Raw genomic sequence first — 14918 nt, 5'->3', positions numbered from 1 at the left:
TTTGTAATTCGCAATTACGAATGATGCTCACGCGTATTCATCTCATCACCTCCCTATCGGGTAGGTGAGGGGCTTCTACTGTTTAAGCTAAATTCGAGAACGCACGAATTTCTCTAATCTATCCATTCCCTTTTCAATTGTGGTCATATCCGTAGCGTAGGAAAGACGAATATTTTTATCAGCGCCGAAAGCAACACCGGGAATAACTGCAACTTGATGTTCTGCTAATAAAGCATCACAAAATTCCAGGGATTTCAAGCCGGTTTTGCTGATATCAGGGAAGAGGTAAAATGCACCGTCTGGTTTAGCGGTACTCAAACCAGGAATAGCGTTGAGTCTTTCAAACATTACCTGACGACGTTTAGCGAAAGCTTGACGCATTTCCTCTACACAGTCTTGGGAACTTTCTAAAGCTGCGATCGCTCCATATTGAGCAAAAGTACACACATTTGATGTACTATGTCCCTGAATGGTACTAGCGGCTTTGATAATTTCCACAGGTCCAGCTAAATAACCCAAGCGCCAACCGGTCATTGAGTAACCTTTAGCGAAACCGCTACTAATTAAGGTGCGAGAAAAAATTTCCTCACCTAAAGAACCAATGCTGATATGTTCTGCACCATCATAGAGAATCTTCTCGTAAATCTCGTCAGACACAACATAGATATCTGCATCAACTATTACCTGCGCCAAGGCTTTAATTTCCCCTGGCGTGTATACCATCCCTGTGGGGTTAGAAGGGGAGTTAAGAACAAATAACTTGGTTTTTGGGGTAATAGCTTTTTTTAGCTGTTCCGGGGTGATTTTGTAGCCAGTGGAAGCATCTGTTTCCACAATCACAGACTTACCACCAACTAATGTCACCATTTCGGGATAACTTAACCAGTAGGGAGAGGGAATAATTACCTCATCACCTGGGTCAATCAGTGCCACAATCAAATTATACAGAGAATGCTTACCGCCATTGGTGACAAGGACATTCTCTGCCTTATAATTAAGACCATTATCATTTTTTAGCTTGTGGGCGATCGCTTCCCGTAATTTTGGTTCACCAGCGGCGGGACCATACTTGGTTTTACCTTCATCCAAAGCCTTTGCGGCTGCGGCTTTGATATGCGCTGGCGTGTCAAAATCCGGTTCACCTGCGCTAAAACTACAAACATCTATCCCCTCGGCTTTCATGGCCTTAGCTTTCGCTGCAATGGCTAAGGTGATGGAGGGAGTTACCTGACTTACTCTTGCTGCCAGCTTCATTCTACTTTAATTTCGCCAATATCCTATCTATCTAAGGATATCCCAGAATCCTATCCGATATTTGCCCTTTCTAAATTCTTTTCTCTCCCAGGTATGGACAATTTAATTTACTTCCAGACTTGACAAGGCGAAAAATTTGGTTTACACTTATGTTAAGAGTAGAAATCTGTTCGCGCATATATAGTAATTTTTGAGATTGTCAGAATCAGGATTTCCAGGATTAAAGGATGTACAGGATGGTAATTTTTAGATGGTTTGTTGGTGATGAAAGTTGTATTTGTCTGATAGCGAAGCGTGGCGTAGCCATATCAGGATAACCAGGATTAAAGGATTAACAGGATATTATTTTGAAATGTTTGATTTACAATATGATCTTTTAAATTTCTAAGTTATTAAAGAATATTTATTGAATATGTAATCATCAATATTAAAATTGAGAACATGAGAGTTAAACCTTCAAATACCCACCAAAAATCATCCAATAACATCCTGAAAATCCTCAAATCCTGGAAATCCTGATTCTGACAAATAAAAATCCCCAACTTCCAAAAAACAATCATCCAATAACATCCTGTAAATCCTCAAATCCTGGAAATCCTGATTCTGACAAATAAATTAAATCATAAATAACTATGTCAGCAAGAGATTTATTTCATCAAGCAGTTAGAACAGCACTAGAAAAAGAACAATGGTTAATTACCGATGATCCATTGGAGGTAGAATTAGAAGATACAACCTTGAAAATTGATTTAGGTGCAGAAAGATTAATTGCAGCGGAAAAAGGAGAAGAAAAGATTGCTGTAGAAATTAAAAGTTTTGCTAGTAACTCAGCAGTAAGTGAATTTCATACAGCATTAGGACAATTTCTCAATTATCAAATAATGTTAGAAGAAACAGAATCACAACGAGTATTATATTTAGCAGTTCCCGAAGAAACTTATAAATCCTTCTTTCAAACTCGACTTGCTAAAATTGCAGTAGCAAGACATCAACTTAAAATAATAGTATATAATCCCATCATGGAGGTAATTGTCAAATGGCAAATTTAGAAAATTATCGTCAATATATTCAAACCATACTCCAGGAACACAGTCAGTTTAAACCTAAATATGACGAAATAGATAATGAATTGATCTTTGATACCATTCATGATCATTATCAATTATTCCGTGTCGGTTGGAATGGTTTAACCCGGATTTATCATAGTGTGATTCATTTTGATATCAAAGATAACAAAATCTGGATTCAGCAAAATACGACAGAAACAGATTTAGCTGAACAACTTGTGAATATGGGAGTACCAAAAGAGGACATTGTTTTTGGTTTACAACCACCCTATAAGCGTCCTTATACTGGTTATGGTGTGGCTTAATTTTTGCTGGTTCTGTAAATCCTAAAATACTGTACTTCGACTTCGCTCAGTAACCAGATATCCTGATTCAGACAATTAAATAAACCTACTTGTCTATCTCAGATTTTAACCATGTTTCCAAATCATTAATATCCGTAAAATCTAATAATGCTTCTCCTAGCTTTTCCAGTTGTTCTATATTCAAACTGTTGATATTTTCGATGTAAATATCTTTCAATTTTCCAAATCTTTTTGATAATTGACGTATTAATAAAATCATCTCACCATTCTGCCTACCTTCTTCTCTACCTTCCTGTCTACCTTCCTGCTTTGCTTCTTGATATACTCTTGTTTGCTTAATATCACTCACTAAAAACATTGCTTCTATCTCCTGACGGCTTAATTGTGAAAATTTGGACAATAAAACAGTCTCCAACAATTCTATAATACCTTGTTTTTCTCTGTCATTCTCAACTTCTGTCTTAGTTCTGTCCAAGAGAGTTTTAACTAATTCCGGTGCTTGTACTTCCTGACTGACAATTAACTCAATTAACCCCATACCAATTGAACCCGGTGGTAATTCATCTAAATAAATTCTTCATTCTGAGATACAAGATAACGTCTTGGTATTTTGGTTATGAGGACAAATTTTATTTTCCTATTTCCCTGCTTGGAGGGATTTATTTGGGAAATAATTATCTTGATAAATAAAAACCTTATATATATGGGCGCACACTTTTCCACTCATATCATAAGCATACCCGAAACTCGGAACACTGTCAACCCCCCTAGCTGAAATTACCAAAACTCGTTACATTATTGATAAAATTCTCAATAATAATGAGAATAAACCCCCAATAATTGAGAATGTTCTTTTTTGCCAAAATCCCATACAAATAACTTATAGAAATATTCGGTAAGTGTAAAACTCAGTGACTTCAGCCCTGAGATATAAGCGAATGGTAGTCAAAATTGGAGATTATGGATGATCCAAAGCTTTTGATTTAGCTAGAAACATAATGTTTTTTAGATAAAAGTCAAAGATCGCTCACAGTTGTGCAAGACTAGAAGAAAGAAATATGTTTAGAAAAACTAATTTAAACTAATAATTATGCTAGGTGCGATATCTGGTGATGAATTAACTCCGCTCCTGGGGCAAATCTATGGTAAAAATAAATATGCAATATAATAGTATAATTATCACCATAGCCACAGTTAATTTTGATAATATAGTCAGTTTCTATACTCAATTACTAGAACAAAAACCAAAGAAACTAATTCCCCATATCTATGCTGAATTTCAAATTTCTGGCTTAAAATTAGGGATTTTTAAACCCAAATCGGCAAACGAACCGGAATTTGTCACTTATGTCCAAAGTCCGCTAAGTTTGTGTTTAGAAGTGAATAATCTAGAAACCGCTATATCTCACCTGACATCTTTAGGCTGTACCCCACCCGGAGCGATTTCTACAGCTTCCCACGGTCAAGAAATTTATGCCTACGACCCCGACGGCAACAGATTAATTTTACACCAATCTCATCAAGAGGGAACAGGGAACAGGGAACAGGGAACAGGGAACAGGGAACAAGCAAATATTATTACCACTGACAACTAACAACTGTACGGGCGAAGCATTTGGAGAACTATTTTTGGCAATGACCGATAATTTATCTTCCAAATGCTTCGCCCCTACTAACAACTAACAAACAATAAATGTCAATAACACAAAACTACAAATTAAATCTGATCCAATGGTATCCAGGCCACATTGCCAAAGCTGAAAAAAATCTCAAAGAACAGTTAAAACGGGTTGATGTGGTTTTAGAAGTCAGAGATGCTCGCATTCCCATAACCACAAATCACCCACAAATGAATGAATGGGTAGGGACGAAAACACGGATATTGGTACTGAACCGGGTAGATATGATTCTGCCACAAGTGCGATCGCGCTGGATAGAGTGGTTTAAAAATAGAGGCGAAGTTCCATATTTTACCAACGCTCAACATGGTCAAGGTATCACCGCCATTACCAAAGCTGCCCAAGCAGCGGGTATAGAACTTAACCAACGCCGCACAGATAGGGGAATGTTACCCCGTCCTGTTCGGGCTGTCGTGATTGGCTTTCCCAATGTCGGTAAATCAGCTTTAATTAACCGTTTAATTGGTAAGCGAGTTGTAGAAAGCGCAGCCCGTCCAGGTGTTACCCGGCAACTGCGGTGGGTAAGAATTTCTGATCAGCTACAATTACTAGATGCTCCTGGTGTTATTCCTGCCAGACTTGACAGCCAAGCCGCAGCCATCAAATTAGCTATTTGTGATGATATCGGTGAAGCAGCTTATGATAATCAACTGATAGCCGCAGCCTTCGTAGATATACTGAATGAACTTCAAGAAACGCATTCTAATTCATTACCACCACATCCATTACTTACACGATATGATCTCGATTCCATCATTTATACAGGAGAAGAATATTTACAAGTTTTAGCAGAGCATCGCTATAAAGGAGATGTAGAACGCGCAGCCAGACAAATGATCACTGATTTTCGGAAAGGATTTTTTGGAAATATATCTTTAGAATTACCGCCAATGTAACCGCTAATTTGTATTTATCTGGTAGTAAAAGTCAAAACTAAGTAGGACGGCTTGAATAATTCAAAGTTTGTAGTGAGGAAAGATAAATAATTATCCCCGCAAAACTATTGTTGATTATTTTCTCTCGAAGTCAATTTTCGTGTTAGCTTCTTTGATGAATGTGTGTAAGACTGGAAAGCTACCTCAAACTATTTTTTAATGGGAGGTCAGGTAATGGCTATAGCTACCATTAATCCCACCACTGGGGAAACGCTCAAAACTTTTGAGCCACTAAATGATACAGAAATTGTTGCTAAGTTAGATTTGGCAGGAAAGGCTTTTGAAGGATACCGTCAGACGAGTTTTATAGAGCGATCGCACTGGTTAGAACAAGCAGCGACTATTTTAGACCAAGAAAAGGCAGACTTAGGGAAATTGATGACCCTGGAAATGGGTAAACCATTAAAAGCGGCGATCGCAGAAGTTGAAAAATGCGCCCTGGTTTGTCGTTATTATGCCGAAAATGCCCCTAGTTTTCTAGCTGATGTCACCATTAAAACCGATGCTAGTCATAGTTTTGTAAAATATCAACCTTTAGGGGTAATTCTCGCCGTCATGCCTTGGAATTTTCCATTTTGGCAAGTTTTCCGGTTTGCTGCACCAGCACTCATGGCAGGCAATGTGGGGCTACTCAAACACGCTTCCAATGTGCCACAGTGCGCCCTGGCGATCGAAGATATTATCAACCGTTCCGGCTTTCCCAAAGGTGTATTTCAAACATTGTTAATTGGTGCTGCCCAAGTTGCCAATTTGATGGCTGATGATCGCGTCAAAGCTGCAACCTTGACAGGTAGTGAACCAGCCGGTATATCCCTCGCCGTTGCATCTGGGAAACAAATCAAAAAAACTGTTTTAGAATTGGGGGGCAGTGACCCATTTATTGTCTTAGAAAGTGCCGATTTAGAAACAGCAGTTAGCACCGCAGTAACAGCAAGAATGTTAAATAATGGACAATCTTGTATTGCTGCGAAACGCTTTATAATTGCTGAATCTGTGGCTGATCAATTTGAAAAATTGCTGTTAGAAAAATTTCAAGCCCTGAAAATTGGTAATCCAATGGCAGCAGATACAGATTTGGGACCATTGGCAACTCCTGATATTCTCCAAGAATTAGACGAACAAGTTAAAAATGCGGTAAAAAGTGGAGGAAAAGTCCTCACAGGTGGACACCCGTTAACAGAAATGTCGGGGAACTTTTATCCGCCCACAATTATCATAGATATTCCTGTAGATACACCAATTGCCCAAGAGGAATTTTTTGGCCCAGTGGCATTATTATTCCGAGTTCCTGATATCGAAGCAGCAATTACATTAGCTAATGATAGTCCCTTTGGTTTGGGTGCAAGTGCATGGACAACAAATACAGAAGAACAAAATCGCCTCATTCAAGAAATTGAAGCTGGTGCAGTATTTATTAATAGCATGGTTAAATCAGATCCCCGTCTACCCTTTGGGGGCATTAAGCGTTCTGGTTACGGTAGGGAGTTGAGTATTCAAGGTTTACATGAATTTGTGAATGTGAAAACTATTTGGGTGAAGTAAGGGGTCAGGAGTCAGGAGTCAGGAGTCAGGAGTCAGGAGTTCAGGAGTTCAGGAGTAAGAAGAAAGAAGAAAGAAGAAAGAAGAAAATTAAGCAATCACCAATTACCAATTACCAATTACCAATTACCAATCACCAATCACCAATCACCAATTACCAATTACCAATTACCAATTACCAATCACCAATTACCAATCACCAAAATTATGAATACCGCAGAATTATTAGTACAGTGTTTAGAAAATGAAGGAGTACAATATGTTTTTGGACTTCCTGGTGAAGAAAATTTGCACGTTTTGGAAGCTTTAAAAACATCCTCAATTCAATTTATTACCACTCGTCATGAACAGGGTGCAGCCTTCATGGCTGATGTTTATGGGAGGTTAACAGGAAAAGCCGGAGTCTGTCTTTCTACCCTTGGTCCTGGGGCAACTAATTTAATGACTGGGGTGGCAGATGCTAACTTAGATGGTGCGCCATTGGTGGCAATTACGGGGCAGGTGGGAACAGATAGAATGCACATTGAATCCCATCAATATTTAGATTTGGTGGCAATGTTTGCCCCAGTTACTAAGTGGAATAAACAGATTGTCAGACCGAGTATTACACCGGAAGTTGTGAGAAAAGCCTTCAAGCGATCGCAAACAGAAAAACCCGGTGCTGTTCACATTGACTTACCAGAAAATATTGCCGCCATGCCTGTCGAAGGCAAACCTTTAAATAAGGATAATAGCGAAAAAACCTATGCTTCCTTTGCCAGTATTCGCGCCGCTGCTGGGGCAATTTCCCAAGCCGTTAATCCCATCATTTTAGTGGGAAATGGAGCAATTCGCGCCCATGCTAGTGATGCAGTTACGCAATTTGCCACCCAAATGAATATTCCTGTTGTGAATACTTTTATGGGTAAAGGAGTCATTCCCTATACTCATCCCTTAGCACTTTGGTCTGTGGGATTACAACAACGAGATTTCATTACCTGCGGCTTTGATAGTACAGATTTAGTCATAGCAATTGGTTATGATTTAATTGAATTTTCCCCCAAAAAATGGAATCCAGAAGGGACAATTCCTATTATCCATATTGCGGCAACTTCTTCGGAAATTGATAGTAGTTATATTCCCCAAGTAGAAATAGTTGGCGATATTTCTGATTCTCTTAATGAAATATTAAAATTAGCAGACAGACACAATAAACCCAATCCCTATTCTATTAGCTTACGTTCTAACATTCGCGCTGATTACGAAGAATATGCCAACGATGATGAATTTCCCATTAAACCGCAGAAACTAATTTATGACTTGCGGCAAGTTATGGGACCAGATGATATTGTAATTTCTGATGTTGGCGCCCATAAAATGTGGATTGCTAGACATTATCATTGTCATAGTCCCAATACTTGCATTATTTCCAATGGTTTTGCTGCCATGGGTATTGCGATTCCTGGTGCATTAGCCGCAAAATTAGTTTATCCAGATCGGAAAGTTGTCGCTGCCACTGGTGACGGTGGTTTTATGATGAATTGTCAAGAATTAGAAACTGCTTTGCGAGTAGGAACACCATTTGTTACCCTGATTTTTAATGACGGTGGCTATGGTTTAATTGAGTGGAAACAAGAAAACCAATTTGGGGCTGGTAACTCATCTTTTGTCCATTTTGGTAATCCTGATTTTGTCAAATTTGCCGAAAGTATGGGACTGAAAGGTTATCGAGTGGAGTCTGTGGCAGATTTTGTTCCCTTACTTAAAGAAGCTTTGGCACAAGATGTACCAGCGGTGATAGATTGTCGGGTAGATTATCGAGAAAACCGTCGGTTTACCAAAAAAGCCGGTGAGTTAAGCTGCGAAATTTAAATATTTGTAGGGGCGGGGAAACTCCGTCCCCTGCTGACAATTTTTTTTGTATTAACTTTCAGCAACAAACATCACAGATTTCTCAACTTGAAAGTGTTATTCATAAATAAATCGTCTTAACTGTGATTTTTGTGATATACATCATAATCATCATAGAAATCAAATAAATCATAGTTTAGATTTTTTTGTGATCAAGATGATTTTTTATGATTACCTATAATTTTAATCACAATAATCATTGAAATCAAATAAATCATAGTTTAGACAACTTAATAATATTGGGGATGAATTTTGAAAAGATGCTATTTTCTCAACATTCATGCAAATTTGTCAAAATCCCAATTGTTCCAACCCCTTCAACCCGAAAACCTCTAAATCTTGTCTGAGTTGTCAAGAAAGTAATTTTGGGGAAATGCTGCGAAACCGTTACCGGGTTTTGAGGTTATTAGGTGAAGGTGGATTTAGCAGAACCTACGCTGCTGAAGATGTAGATAGACTGAATGCACCCTGTGTAATTAAGCAATTTTTCCCCCAAGTTCAGGGAACTGGACAACGTGCCAAAGCAGCGGAATTTTTCAAAGAAGAAGCTTTTAGACTCTACGATTTGGGAGAAAACCATGCCCAAATTCCCCGACTTTTAGCTTACTTTGAACAAGGTTCTAGTTTGTATTTAGTACAGGAATTTATTATTGGGAAAACTCTTCTCGAAGAACTGCAAAATCAAGCTTATGATGAAACCCAAGTTCGGCAACTTTTGGCTGACTTATTACCAGTTATAGATTTTGTTCACAAACATAATGTAATTCACCGCGATATCAAACCAGAAAACATTGTGCGTCGAGATAGTGATAGAAAACCCGTATTAATTGATTTTGGAGGTGCGAAACAAGTTACTCAAACCAGTATAGCTAGACAAGCAACAGCTATTTATACCCTTGGTTATGCCCCAACTGAACAAATGGCTGGGTTTGCTTGTCAAGCAAGTGACTTATATGCCTTGGGTGTCACTTGTGTACGCTTATTAACTCAAGATTTACCATTACAAAATGATTATGGACAACTTCAAGATCATCTTTATGATGCCATGAATGCTAAATGGTTATGGGAAGAACGTTTACGAATCAAAGGAATTACTATTAGTGATGAATTAAAGCAAATCCTAGATAAGTTACTCCAACATTTTGCTAGTGATAGATATCAATCAGCAATGGATGTTTTGGATGATTTAAACTTTCCTAAATCTCCCGTAGTCATTAAATTTTCTTCCTTTCCTAAACCACCATTAATACTTCCACCTTCCCCAAAAATTACTGTTCCCTTACCTTCCTTGTCTAACTTTAATTTTTATGTAATTACCGTAGATACTTCGGGGAGAGAAGTTAACCGTGATAGACGAAATACTAAATATTTTAAAGAAGAATTAGGCAGAAATACAACTTTAGAAATGGTATCAATTCCCAATGGGAATTTTATCATGGGTTCTCTAAGTTGTGAAGGTGATGATGATGAACGTCCTCAACATCAAGTCATAGTTCCAGCGTTTTTCATGGGAAAATATCCTATTACCCAATTACAGTGGAGAACCATAGCAGCTTTACCTCCAGTTCAACAAGAATTGCCCCCTAACCCCTCAAAATTTAAAGGTGCAAATTTGCCTGTCGAAAATGTTTCTTGGTATGAAGCTGTGGAATTTTGTGCGAGATTGGCAATTAAAACTGGGAGAGAATATCGTTTACCTAGTGAAGCCGAATGGGAGTATGCTTGTCGCGCAGGAACTACCACATCTTTCCATTTTGGAGAAACTATTACTTCTGATTTAATTAACTGTAGCGGTAGCGATACTTATTCTGTAGAACCAAAAAGTAGATTTCGGAAAGAAACAACTAATGTTGGTTATTTTGAAGTTGCTAATGCTTTTGGTTTATATGATATGCACGGATTAGTCTGGGAATGGTGTGCAGATTCTTGGCATAATAACTATCATGGCGCACCTACAAATGGTAATGTCTGGGAAGATGGAGGTGATAAACATCGTCGGGTTTTAAGGGGTGGTGCATGGAATTTTGGTGCGGAACTTTGTCGCAGCGCTAGTAGAAGTTGGAATGAAGCAGACGGTGGTTTAAGAATGTGTGGTTTTCGGGTAGTATTTTCTGTTTAAATTGAATTAGTAGTGAGGACTTTAGTCCTCAAAGTTAACAACAACTAATCTAAATTAAATTCCACAAATTCCGGTAATCCTGGATATATCATGTTCCGATCTATGGCTGAGAAAATTTTATTATTAGTATGATCAGAATTTAAACAGCGACAAACTAATTGGGCAACATCTGCACGATGAATAGTACCCACAATCTGAGGATTTTCGGTGATAATTCCGTTGTTGGTTGCTGGTTCTGATTTTAAACCACCAGGACGGATAATTGTATAGTTAAGTCCGCTGGAAATTAAATATTGTTCTGCTTTTTCTTTTTCAATTAAAACTGGTTTGAGTGCTTCTAAAGCTTGGGGCGGTAAAGCCACCACACTATCACCACTACCAATGGAAGTTACGAGAATAAACTTTTTAACTCCTGCTTTGACTGCGGCATCAATGAGGTTTTTATTACCGATATAATCAGGTTTGATATTATCTGTAGGTAAACCACCTAATGTACTGATAACGGCTTGAATCGGTTCATCTCCTAAAATTGCCTGTTCAATATCAGTTACATTTAACGCATCTCCTAGAATTGGATAAACACCCATTGCTTTTGCTACCACAGCAGCGGCTTCTGTTCTCAACAGGGCTTTAACTTGGATTTGTTGTGCTATCAAATATTTAGCGATTTCTTGCCCAACACCGCGACTAGCACCAGCTAGAAAAATGGAAGATGAGATTAACATAATTAGTCTATAAAAAAGATGCTATACTTACATTTAGCACAAAACTGTCATTTTAGAATGGAACTATTTCAAAGGCAAAAGTACCAATTAAACGTTCATCAATATAGACTTCTATTTGATGTTTACCCAAAGGATCTCCAGCAGCAATAGTCCAAAAATTTTCAATTACACCATTCACAGGTGTTACTGTGCGCGTGGAAGTTGCTGTTTTTCCATCTTTTGATATGGAGAAATTTTTATTATTTTCTGTTGTCCAAGTTTCGGGGGCTTGTGGTAAAGTTAAAACTTCCCGCCATTTAACTTTACCTTTAATGTTACCTTGATAGTTGTCAAATGTAATTCTCCAACCATAAGCATCACCTTCTTTTAAGGGAACTGTAGTTGTTGGAAAAAAATTAACTTTCCCTTCTGGGTTGACTATCTTTACGCCAAATTCACTCTTATTAACAACTATTTGCTCATTAATAATTGGTTGATCATAATTTATTGTACTTCCTGCCAAAGCCATGTTAGACTTATGGGAAATCGGAGTTATTATCGGCAATATCAAAGAAATCAAAACTAATAAAAACTGGAAATTTATAATTTTCATCAAATTTATTTTCTAGTAAGTAAGTAGGATACAAAATATATATATCCTACTAGAAAAAAGTATTTTTGGCAATAGTTAATCTTCATCAAGTGCAGGTAAAAATTCTTCAAATTGCCACAATTGATCTTTCTTTTCTAGAAACCAAATTCGAGTTTCTGTGGTTAATTTACCCCAGATTACATCAACAGGAACATGGGGAGAAGCATATTGAAACTCTTCACCAATAATTCTGAGATTATCCTCTATATTCCGAGGCATACCAAAATCTTGCCAATCAATTTTGACATTCCTGCCGGTAACGCCAGCAGTCGGATCAAAAACTAATTGTGCGGCTCTAATTAAGTCAGCAAAGTGTTGTGCTTTTAATCCAATTACTTCTTGGATTTGAGGTGATTTTTGAGGATCTTGAGACATTTTCGCTGGAGTTATGTAGATGTATAATTTGGAAAAATTACTGCCAGAGATGATCCCAGTATCTCTACTTTAACTCAAAAAATCCCCAAGAAATCAATATTTTCAAGTTAATTATGCAGTTTCTACAAAAACTGTAACTGCGGCTACAGCTATCAACATTTCATCATTTTTATCGTTGAGAGAAGCAATTGCTAAACCATTAACTACCATTCCCCCTGCTTCTAAGATGAGGGTTTTTTGACCAAAGGGAAGAACAGCTAATACTTCTGTTTCCCGTACTTGTTCGGGGTAAGGAACGGCAATTTTGACTTCGATAATCATTTCATTGGGATCTTTTAAGCCCGCTACTTCCATAATACCAGGCAACGCATTGTGAGCGATCGCATTCCTAACTGCTCTTGCTGCTGCTACCGTCGGTTCTTGTCCATGCTGGTCTACACCCATTCCCATTTCGATAATAAACCGTTTTAGTGGCATAGTTAAATTCCAGTAATTGTGTATCTATTAATGTAACGTTGTATGGGGTGGTTATGTAATTTTTCTTAATTTAAGGTCAAATACTAAAACTGTCATCAATAATTCTCGGTTTTCATCATCACGTTGATGTAACTTAAATCTAAATTCATGTTCCACCTGAGAACCTAGTGTAATTCTATAATTTGGATGTTATTTAACAGCTTATTAGCTTATGTAATTGTCAAGAAATTTTTACTCCAGTCCAAATATAATTATGGCAAATCTGACATCTTTATACAGGAATACTGCGCTATTTACTATTTAGCCGTGTTTGATTAACTACTATTTACTATGATTCATTTTTAACTAGTGTCAGTTCAGAAAGTGTCACTCTCTACACTAGCCATTTGATTTTAAAAGAGATATCCTTAGTGAATGCAAGGAGTGATACCACTTCAGCTTATATTTGTTACAATTTTCCTAGCACTACTTATACTTTTTGTTATTTAAGTTGCGGGTTTCAAATGTTACAAAAATAGTGAATTGGTAGAAAGTTATACGGGGAAACGCTTGAGTTACAAAACTCAGGCGTTTTTTATGGGCTGATTTAGCTCTGAACTTAATTGCTCTCAAGCCGCATAAACGCCTCTTTTTTCAACGTGGCTTTCAGGCTCTATCCCTTATGAAACAAGCTGTTTAGCCACCTTGTCACCCGTTAAGTTAGAAAACAATCTTAGAGAAGCAATTGAATTATATCTGAGACCAATTCCTAATCAGTCGTGATTAATTTATCACAAATTATACTCAATAAAACTAAGAAAATAAAATTTTATGTTTTCAATAGTCGGTTTTAACCGACTTTAGCTATAAGACAGGGAATTTATTCCCTGGATTTTGGAACATCAATTTTGAATATAAAAATCCGCTAATTATATATCTTGACAATAGCACAAAATTTCAAGATGTCAATACCCTAGTAAACTCGTTAGCTTATTGATTACATTCTCAATAATCTTGAGAATTAACTCAGAATATTCTCAATAAACACAAGGATGTGATTTTTTTGAAAAAGAGAGATTGAAAAAACTTATATGTCTGATGTCAGACTACCACGATATGCCACAATCCGAGAAACATCAATTGCACGCACTTGATCTAATAAAGCAATTGACGGTGATTTTAATCCAGCGACACCAGCCGAAAATTGCATATATAAATCAGGGGAGTTCCCAGCCCATTCTTGCCCTCTATCTGTTGTCATTGATACAACGAAAACAAGAGGAAAGCGCAGCTTTCCTAAACGACTTGGCAACCGTTTATTCATCTCTGTAATACTCTGAATAGTTTTTAGTATGGATTAATTTCAGAACGCTTTTTAGGAATGTAAAATATCACACAAAATATCCACAATTAAGGTTTGAGTCTTTAACGATAATAAGCCTAGCTCACGCTGAATAAGTGAGGATCGAAGTGTTACCAAATGATCAAGTCTGATGGTTGATGATTTACGAAGACCACTCATAATAAAATCTGGATTTTCTGGTCTGAGAATAATATCTGTATCAAGGGGATTTTCGGGAATACGGCTGGTGATTAGGGCAAAAATAATGTGCTGATATGCTCCAATTGTATTGGTTAGACAATAGGCAGGACGGACTTTACTGGAAGATAAATCGTCAAAGGGAAATTGAATTAAAACGATTTTACCCTTCATGAGCTACAGGTTGTCCATCTTTCAGGGTATAAATATCTTCTTCTGGATCATGCAGAAAAGCAAAGCTAGGGTTATTGGAAACAGCATCTAACCAAGTTTGTTCATTAAGTTCATCTTCTGGCATTAAAAGAATAACGCGCACAACCCTGTCCTTTGCTTGGGGAATGGGATGATCAAGTTTGATTTGCCCTTGGGTATTTAGGATACCAGTGGTTTCAATCGCACGCAT

The 14918-nt window shown here is 37.5% G+C and carries 17 protein-coding genes; 8 read left to right on the top strand and 9 right to left on the bottom strand.

Annotated elements, in window-relative coordinates; all coding sequences use genetic code 11:
• Positions 1–87 precede the first annotated feature (87 nt).
• Complete coding sequence (locus BMF77_RS03250) at positions 88–1254, bottom strand: pyridoxal phosphate-dependent aminotransferase (RefSeq protein ID WP_148760611.1); 1167 nt, start codon at positions 1252–1254, stop codon at positions 88–90.
• Positions 1255–1886: 632 nt separating this feature from the next.
• Between BMF77_RS03250 and BMF77_RS03245 the strand changes: the two genes are divergently transcribed.
• Together BMF77_RS03245 and BMF77_RS03240 are read left to right on the top strand one after the other, a co-directional pair.
• Positions 1887–2303 (top strand): XisH family protein, encoded by a 417-nt coding sequence (locus BMF77_RS03245; protein ID WP_148760609.1) that lies wholly within the window; start codon positions 1887–1889, stop codon positions 2301–2303.
• On the top strand, positions 2291–2626 hold the full coding sequence (locus BMF77_RS03240) for a XisI protein (RefSeq protein WP_148760607.1): 336 nt from the start codon (positions 2291–2293) through the stop codon (positions 2624–2626). Before BMF77_RS03245 ends, BMF77_RS03240 begins: the two co-directional genes overlap by 13 nt.
• Before the next feature lie 85 nt (positions 2627–2711).
• Here BMF77_RS03240 and BMF77_RS03235 read toward each other — a convergent pair whose 3' ends face one another.
• Entirely contained in the window at positions 2712–3164 is a 453-nt protein-coding gene (locus BMF77_RS03235) for a DUF4351 domain-containing protein (protein WP_246863055.1), read from the bottom strand.
• A 619-nt stretch (positions 3165–3783) separates the two neighbouring features.
• On the opposite strand from BMF77_RS03235, the gene BMF77_RS03230 reads away from it, so the two are divergent.
• The 6 genes from BMF77_RS03230 (at position 3784) to BMF77_RS03205 (ending at position 10788) form a co-directional block, all read left to right on the top strand.
• Positions 3784–4221, top strand: coding sequence for a VOC family protein (locus tag BMF77_RS03230; RefSeq protein ID WP_148760605.1), 438 nt, complete (start codon positions 3784–3786; stop codon positions 4219–4221).
• Positions 4222–4319: 98 nt separating this feature from the next.
• Positions 4320–5201, top strand: coding sequence for a ribosome biogenesis GTPase YlqF (gene ylqF, locus BMF77_RS03225; protein ID WP_015080811.1), 882 nt, complete (start codon positions 4320–4322; stop codon positions 5199–5201).
• A gap of 213 nt (positions 5202–5414) precedes the next feature.
• Complete coding sequence (locus BMF77_RS03220; RefSeq protein ID WP_148760603.1) at positions 5415–6782, top strand: NAD-dependent succinate-semialdehyde dehydrogenase; 1368 nt, start codon at positions 5415–5417, stop codon at positions 6780–6782.
• A gap of 94 nt (positions 6783–6876) precedes the next feature.
• Positions 6877–6990, top strand: coding sequence for a hypothetical protein (locus BMF77_RS28860; RefSeq protein ID WP_371735595.1), 114 nt, complete (start codon positions 6877–6879; stop codon positions 6988–6990).
• On the top strand, positions 6987–8630 hold the full coding sequence (locus BMF77_RS03210; protein WP_148760599.1) for an acetolactate synthase large subunit: 1644 nt from the start codon (positions 6987–6989) through the stop codon (positions 8628–8630). The genes BMF77_RS28860 and BMF77_RS03210 overlap by 4 nt, the downstream gene beginning before the upstream one ends.
• Positions 8631–8949: 319 nt before the next feature.
• Positions 8950–10788: a bifunctional serine/threonine-protein kinase/formylglycine-generating enzyme family protein gene (locus BMF77_RS03205; RefSeq protein ID WP_148760597.1), complete on the top strand. Its 1839-nt coding sequence runs from the start codon at positions 8950–8952 to the stop codon at positions 10786–10788.
• 44 nt (positions 10789–10832) lie between these two features.
• On the opposite strand, the gene BMF77_RS03200 is transcribed toward BMF77_RS03205, so the two are convergent.
• The 7 genes from BMF77_RS03200 to BMF77_RS03170 form a co-directional block, all read right to left on the bottom strand.
• Entirely contained in the window at positions 10833–11513 is a 681-nt protein-coding gene (locus tag BMF77_RS03200; protein WP_148760595.1) for an SDR family oxidoreductase, read from the bottom strand.
• Positions 11514–11565: 52 nt separating this feature from the next.
• A complete protein-coding gene (locus BMF77_RS03195; protein WP_148760593.1) occupies positions 11566–12105 on the bottom strand; it encodes a hypothetical protein in 540 nt (179 codons plus the stop codon).
• 75 nt (positions 12106–12180) lie between these two features.
• Positions 12181–12519, bottom strand: a complete 339-nt coding sequence (locus tag BMF77_RS03190; RefSeq protein WP_148760591.1) for a hypothetical protein — start codon at positions 12517–12519, stop codon at positions 12181–12183.
• Between the two features lie 111 nt (positions 12520–12630).
• Positions 12631–12996, bottom strand: a complete 366-nt coding sequence (locus BMF77_RS03185) for a Lin0512 family protein (protein WP_148760589.1) — start codon at positions 12994–12996, stop codon at positions 12631–12633.
• 1066 nt (positions 12997–14062) lie between these two features.
• Positions 14063–14299 carry a type II toxin-antitoxin system PemK/MazF family toxin gene (locus BMF77_RS03180; protein WP_148760587.1) on the bottom strand — a complete coding sequence of 79 codons (237 nt, stop codon included), beginning with the start codon at positions 14297–14299 and terminating at the stop codon, positions 14063–14065.
• 51 nt (positions 14300–14350) lie between these two features.
• Positions 14351–14689 carry a type II toxin-antitoxin system PemK/MazF family toxin gene (locus tag BMF77_RS03175; RefSeq protein WP_148760585.1) on the bottom strand — a complete coding sequence of 113 codons (339 nt, stop codon included), beginning with the start codon at positions 14687–14689 and terminating at the stop codon, positions 14351–14353.
• On the bottom strand, positions 14679–14918 hold the full coding sequence (locus BMF77_RS03170) for a hypothetical protein (RefSeq protein WP_041458354.1): 240 nt from the start codon (positions 14916–14918) through the stop codon (positions 14679–14681). The genes BMF77_RS03175 and BMF77_RS03170 overlap by 11 nt, the downstream gene beginning before the upstream one ends.

It is taken from the genome of Dolichospermum sp. UHCC 0315A, from assembly GCF_008121535.1.
GTDB classification, from domain to species: domain Bacteria; phylum Cyanobacteriota; class Cyanobacteriia; order Cyanobacteriales; family Nostocaceae; genus Dolichospermum; species Dolichospermum lemmermannii.
The sequence above is the reverse complement of the archived record's forward strand: the minus strand, read 5'-3'. Positions and strand labels throughout refer to the sequence as shown.

Excerpts from the sequence above, each read along its gene's own strand:
- BMF77_RS03250 (WP_148760611.1), bottom strand. The coding sequence starts at position 1,254 with ATGAAGCTGGCAGCAAGAGTAAGTCAGGTAACTCCCTCCATCACCTTA.
- BMF77_RS03245 (WP_148760609.1), top strand. The coding sequence starts at position 1,887 with ATGTCAGCAAGAGATTTATTTCATCAAGCAGTTAGAACAGCACTAGAA.
- BMF77_RS03240 (WP_148760607.1), top strand. The coding sequence starts at position 2,291 with ATGGCAAATTTAGAAAATTATCGTCAATATATTCAAACCATACTCCAG.
- BMF77_RS03235 (WP_246863055.1), bottom strand. The coding sequence starts at position 3,164 with ATGGGGTTAATTGAGTTAATTGTCAGTCAGGAAGTACAAGCACCGGAA.
- BMF77_RS03230 (WP_148760605.1), top strand. The coding sequence starts at position 3,784 with ATGCAATATAATAGTATAATTATCACCATAGCCACAGTTAATTTTGAT.
- ylqF (WP_015080811.1), top strand. The coding sequence starts at position 4,320 with ATGTCAATAACACAAAACTACAAATTAAATCTGATCCAATGGTATCCA.
- BMF77_RS03220 (WP_148760603.1), top strand. The coding sequence starts at position 5,415 with ATGGCTATAGCTACCATTAATCCCACCACTGGGGAAACGCTCAAAACT.
- BMF77_RS03210 (WP_148760599.1), top strand. The coding sequence starts at position 6,987 with ATGAATACCGCAGAATTATTAGTACAGTGTTTAGAAAATGAAGGAGTA.
- BMF77_RS03205 (WP_148760597.1), top strand. The coding sequence starts at position 8,950 with ATGCAAATTTGTCAAAATCCCAATTGTTCCAACCCCTTCAACCCGAAA.
- BMF77_RS03200 (WP_148760595.1), bottom strand. The coding sequence starts at position 11,513 with ATGTTAATCTCATCTTCCATTTTTCTAGCTGGTGCTAGTCGCGGTGTT.
- BMF77_RS03195 (WP_148760593.1), bottom strand. The coding sequence starts at position 12,105 with ATGAAAATTATAAATTTCCAGTTTTTATTAGTTTTGATTTCTTTGATA.
- BMF77_RS03190 (WP_148760591.1), bottom strand. The coding sequence starts at position 12,519 with ATGTCTCAAGATCCTCAAAAATCACCTCAAATCCAAGAAGTAATTGGA.
- BMF77_RS03185 (WP_148760589.1), bottom strand. The coding sequence starts at position 12,996 with ATGCCACTAAAACGGTTTATTATCGAAATGGGAATGGGTGTAGACCAG.
- BMF77_RS03180 (WP_148760587.1), bottom strand. The coding sequence starts at position 14,299 with ATGAATAAACGGTTGCCAAGTCGTTTAGGAAAGCTGCGCTTTCCTCTT.
- BMF77_RS03175 (WP_148760585.1), bottom strand. The coding sequence starts at position 14,689 with ATGAAGGGTAAAATCGTTTTAATTCAATTTCCCTTTGACGATTTATCT.
- BMF77_RS03170 (WP_041458354.1), bottom strand. The coding sequence starts at position 14,918 with ATGCGTGCGATTGAAACCACTGGTATCCTAAATACCCAAGGGCAAATC.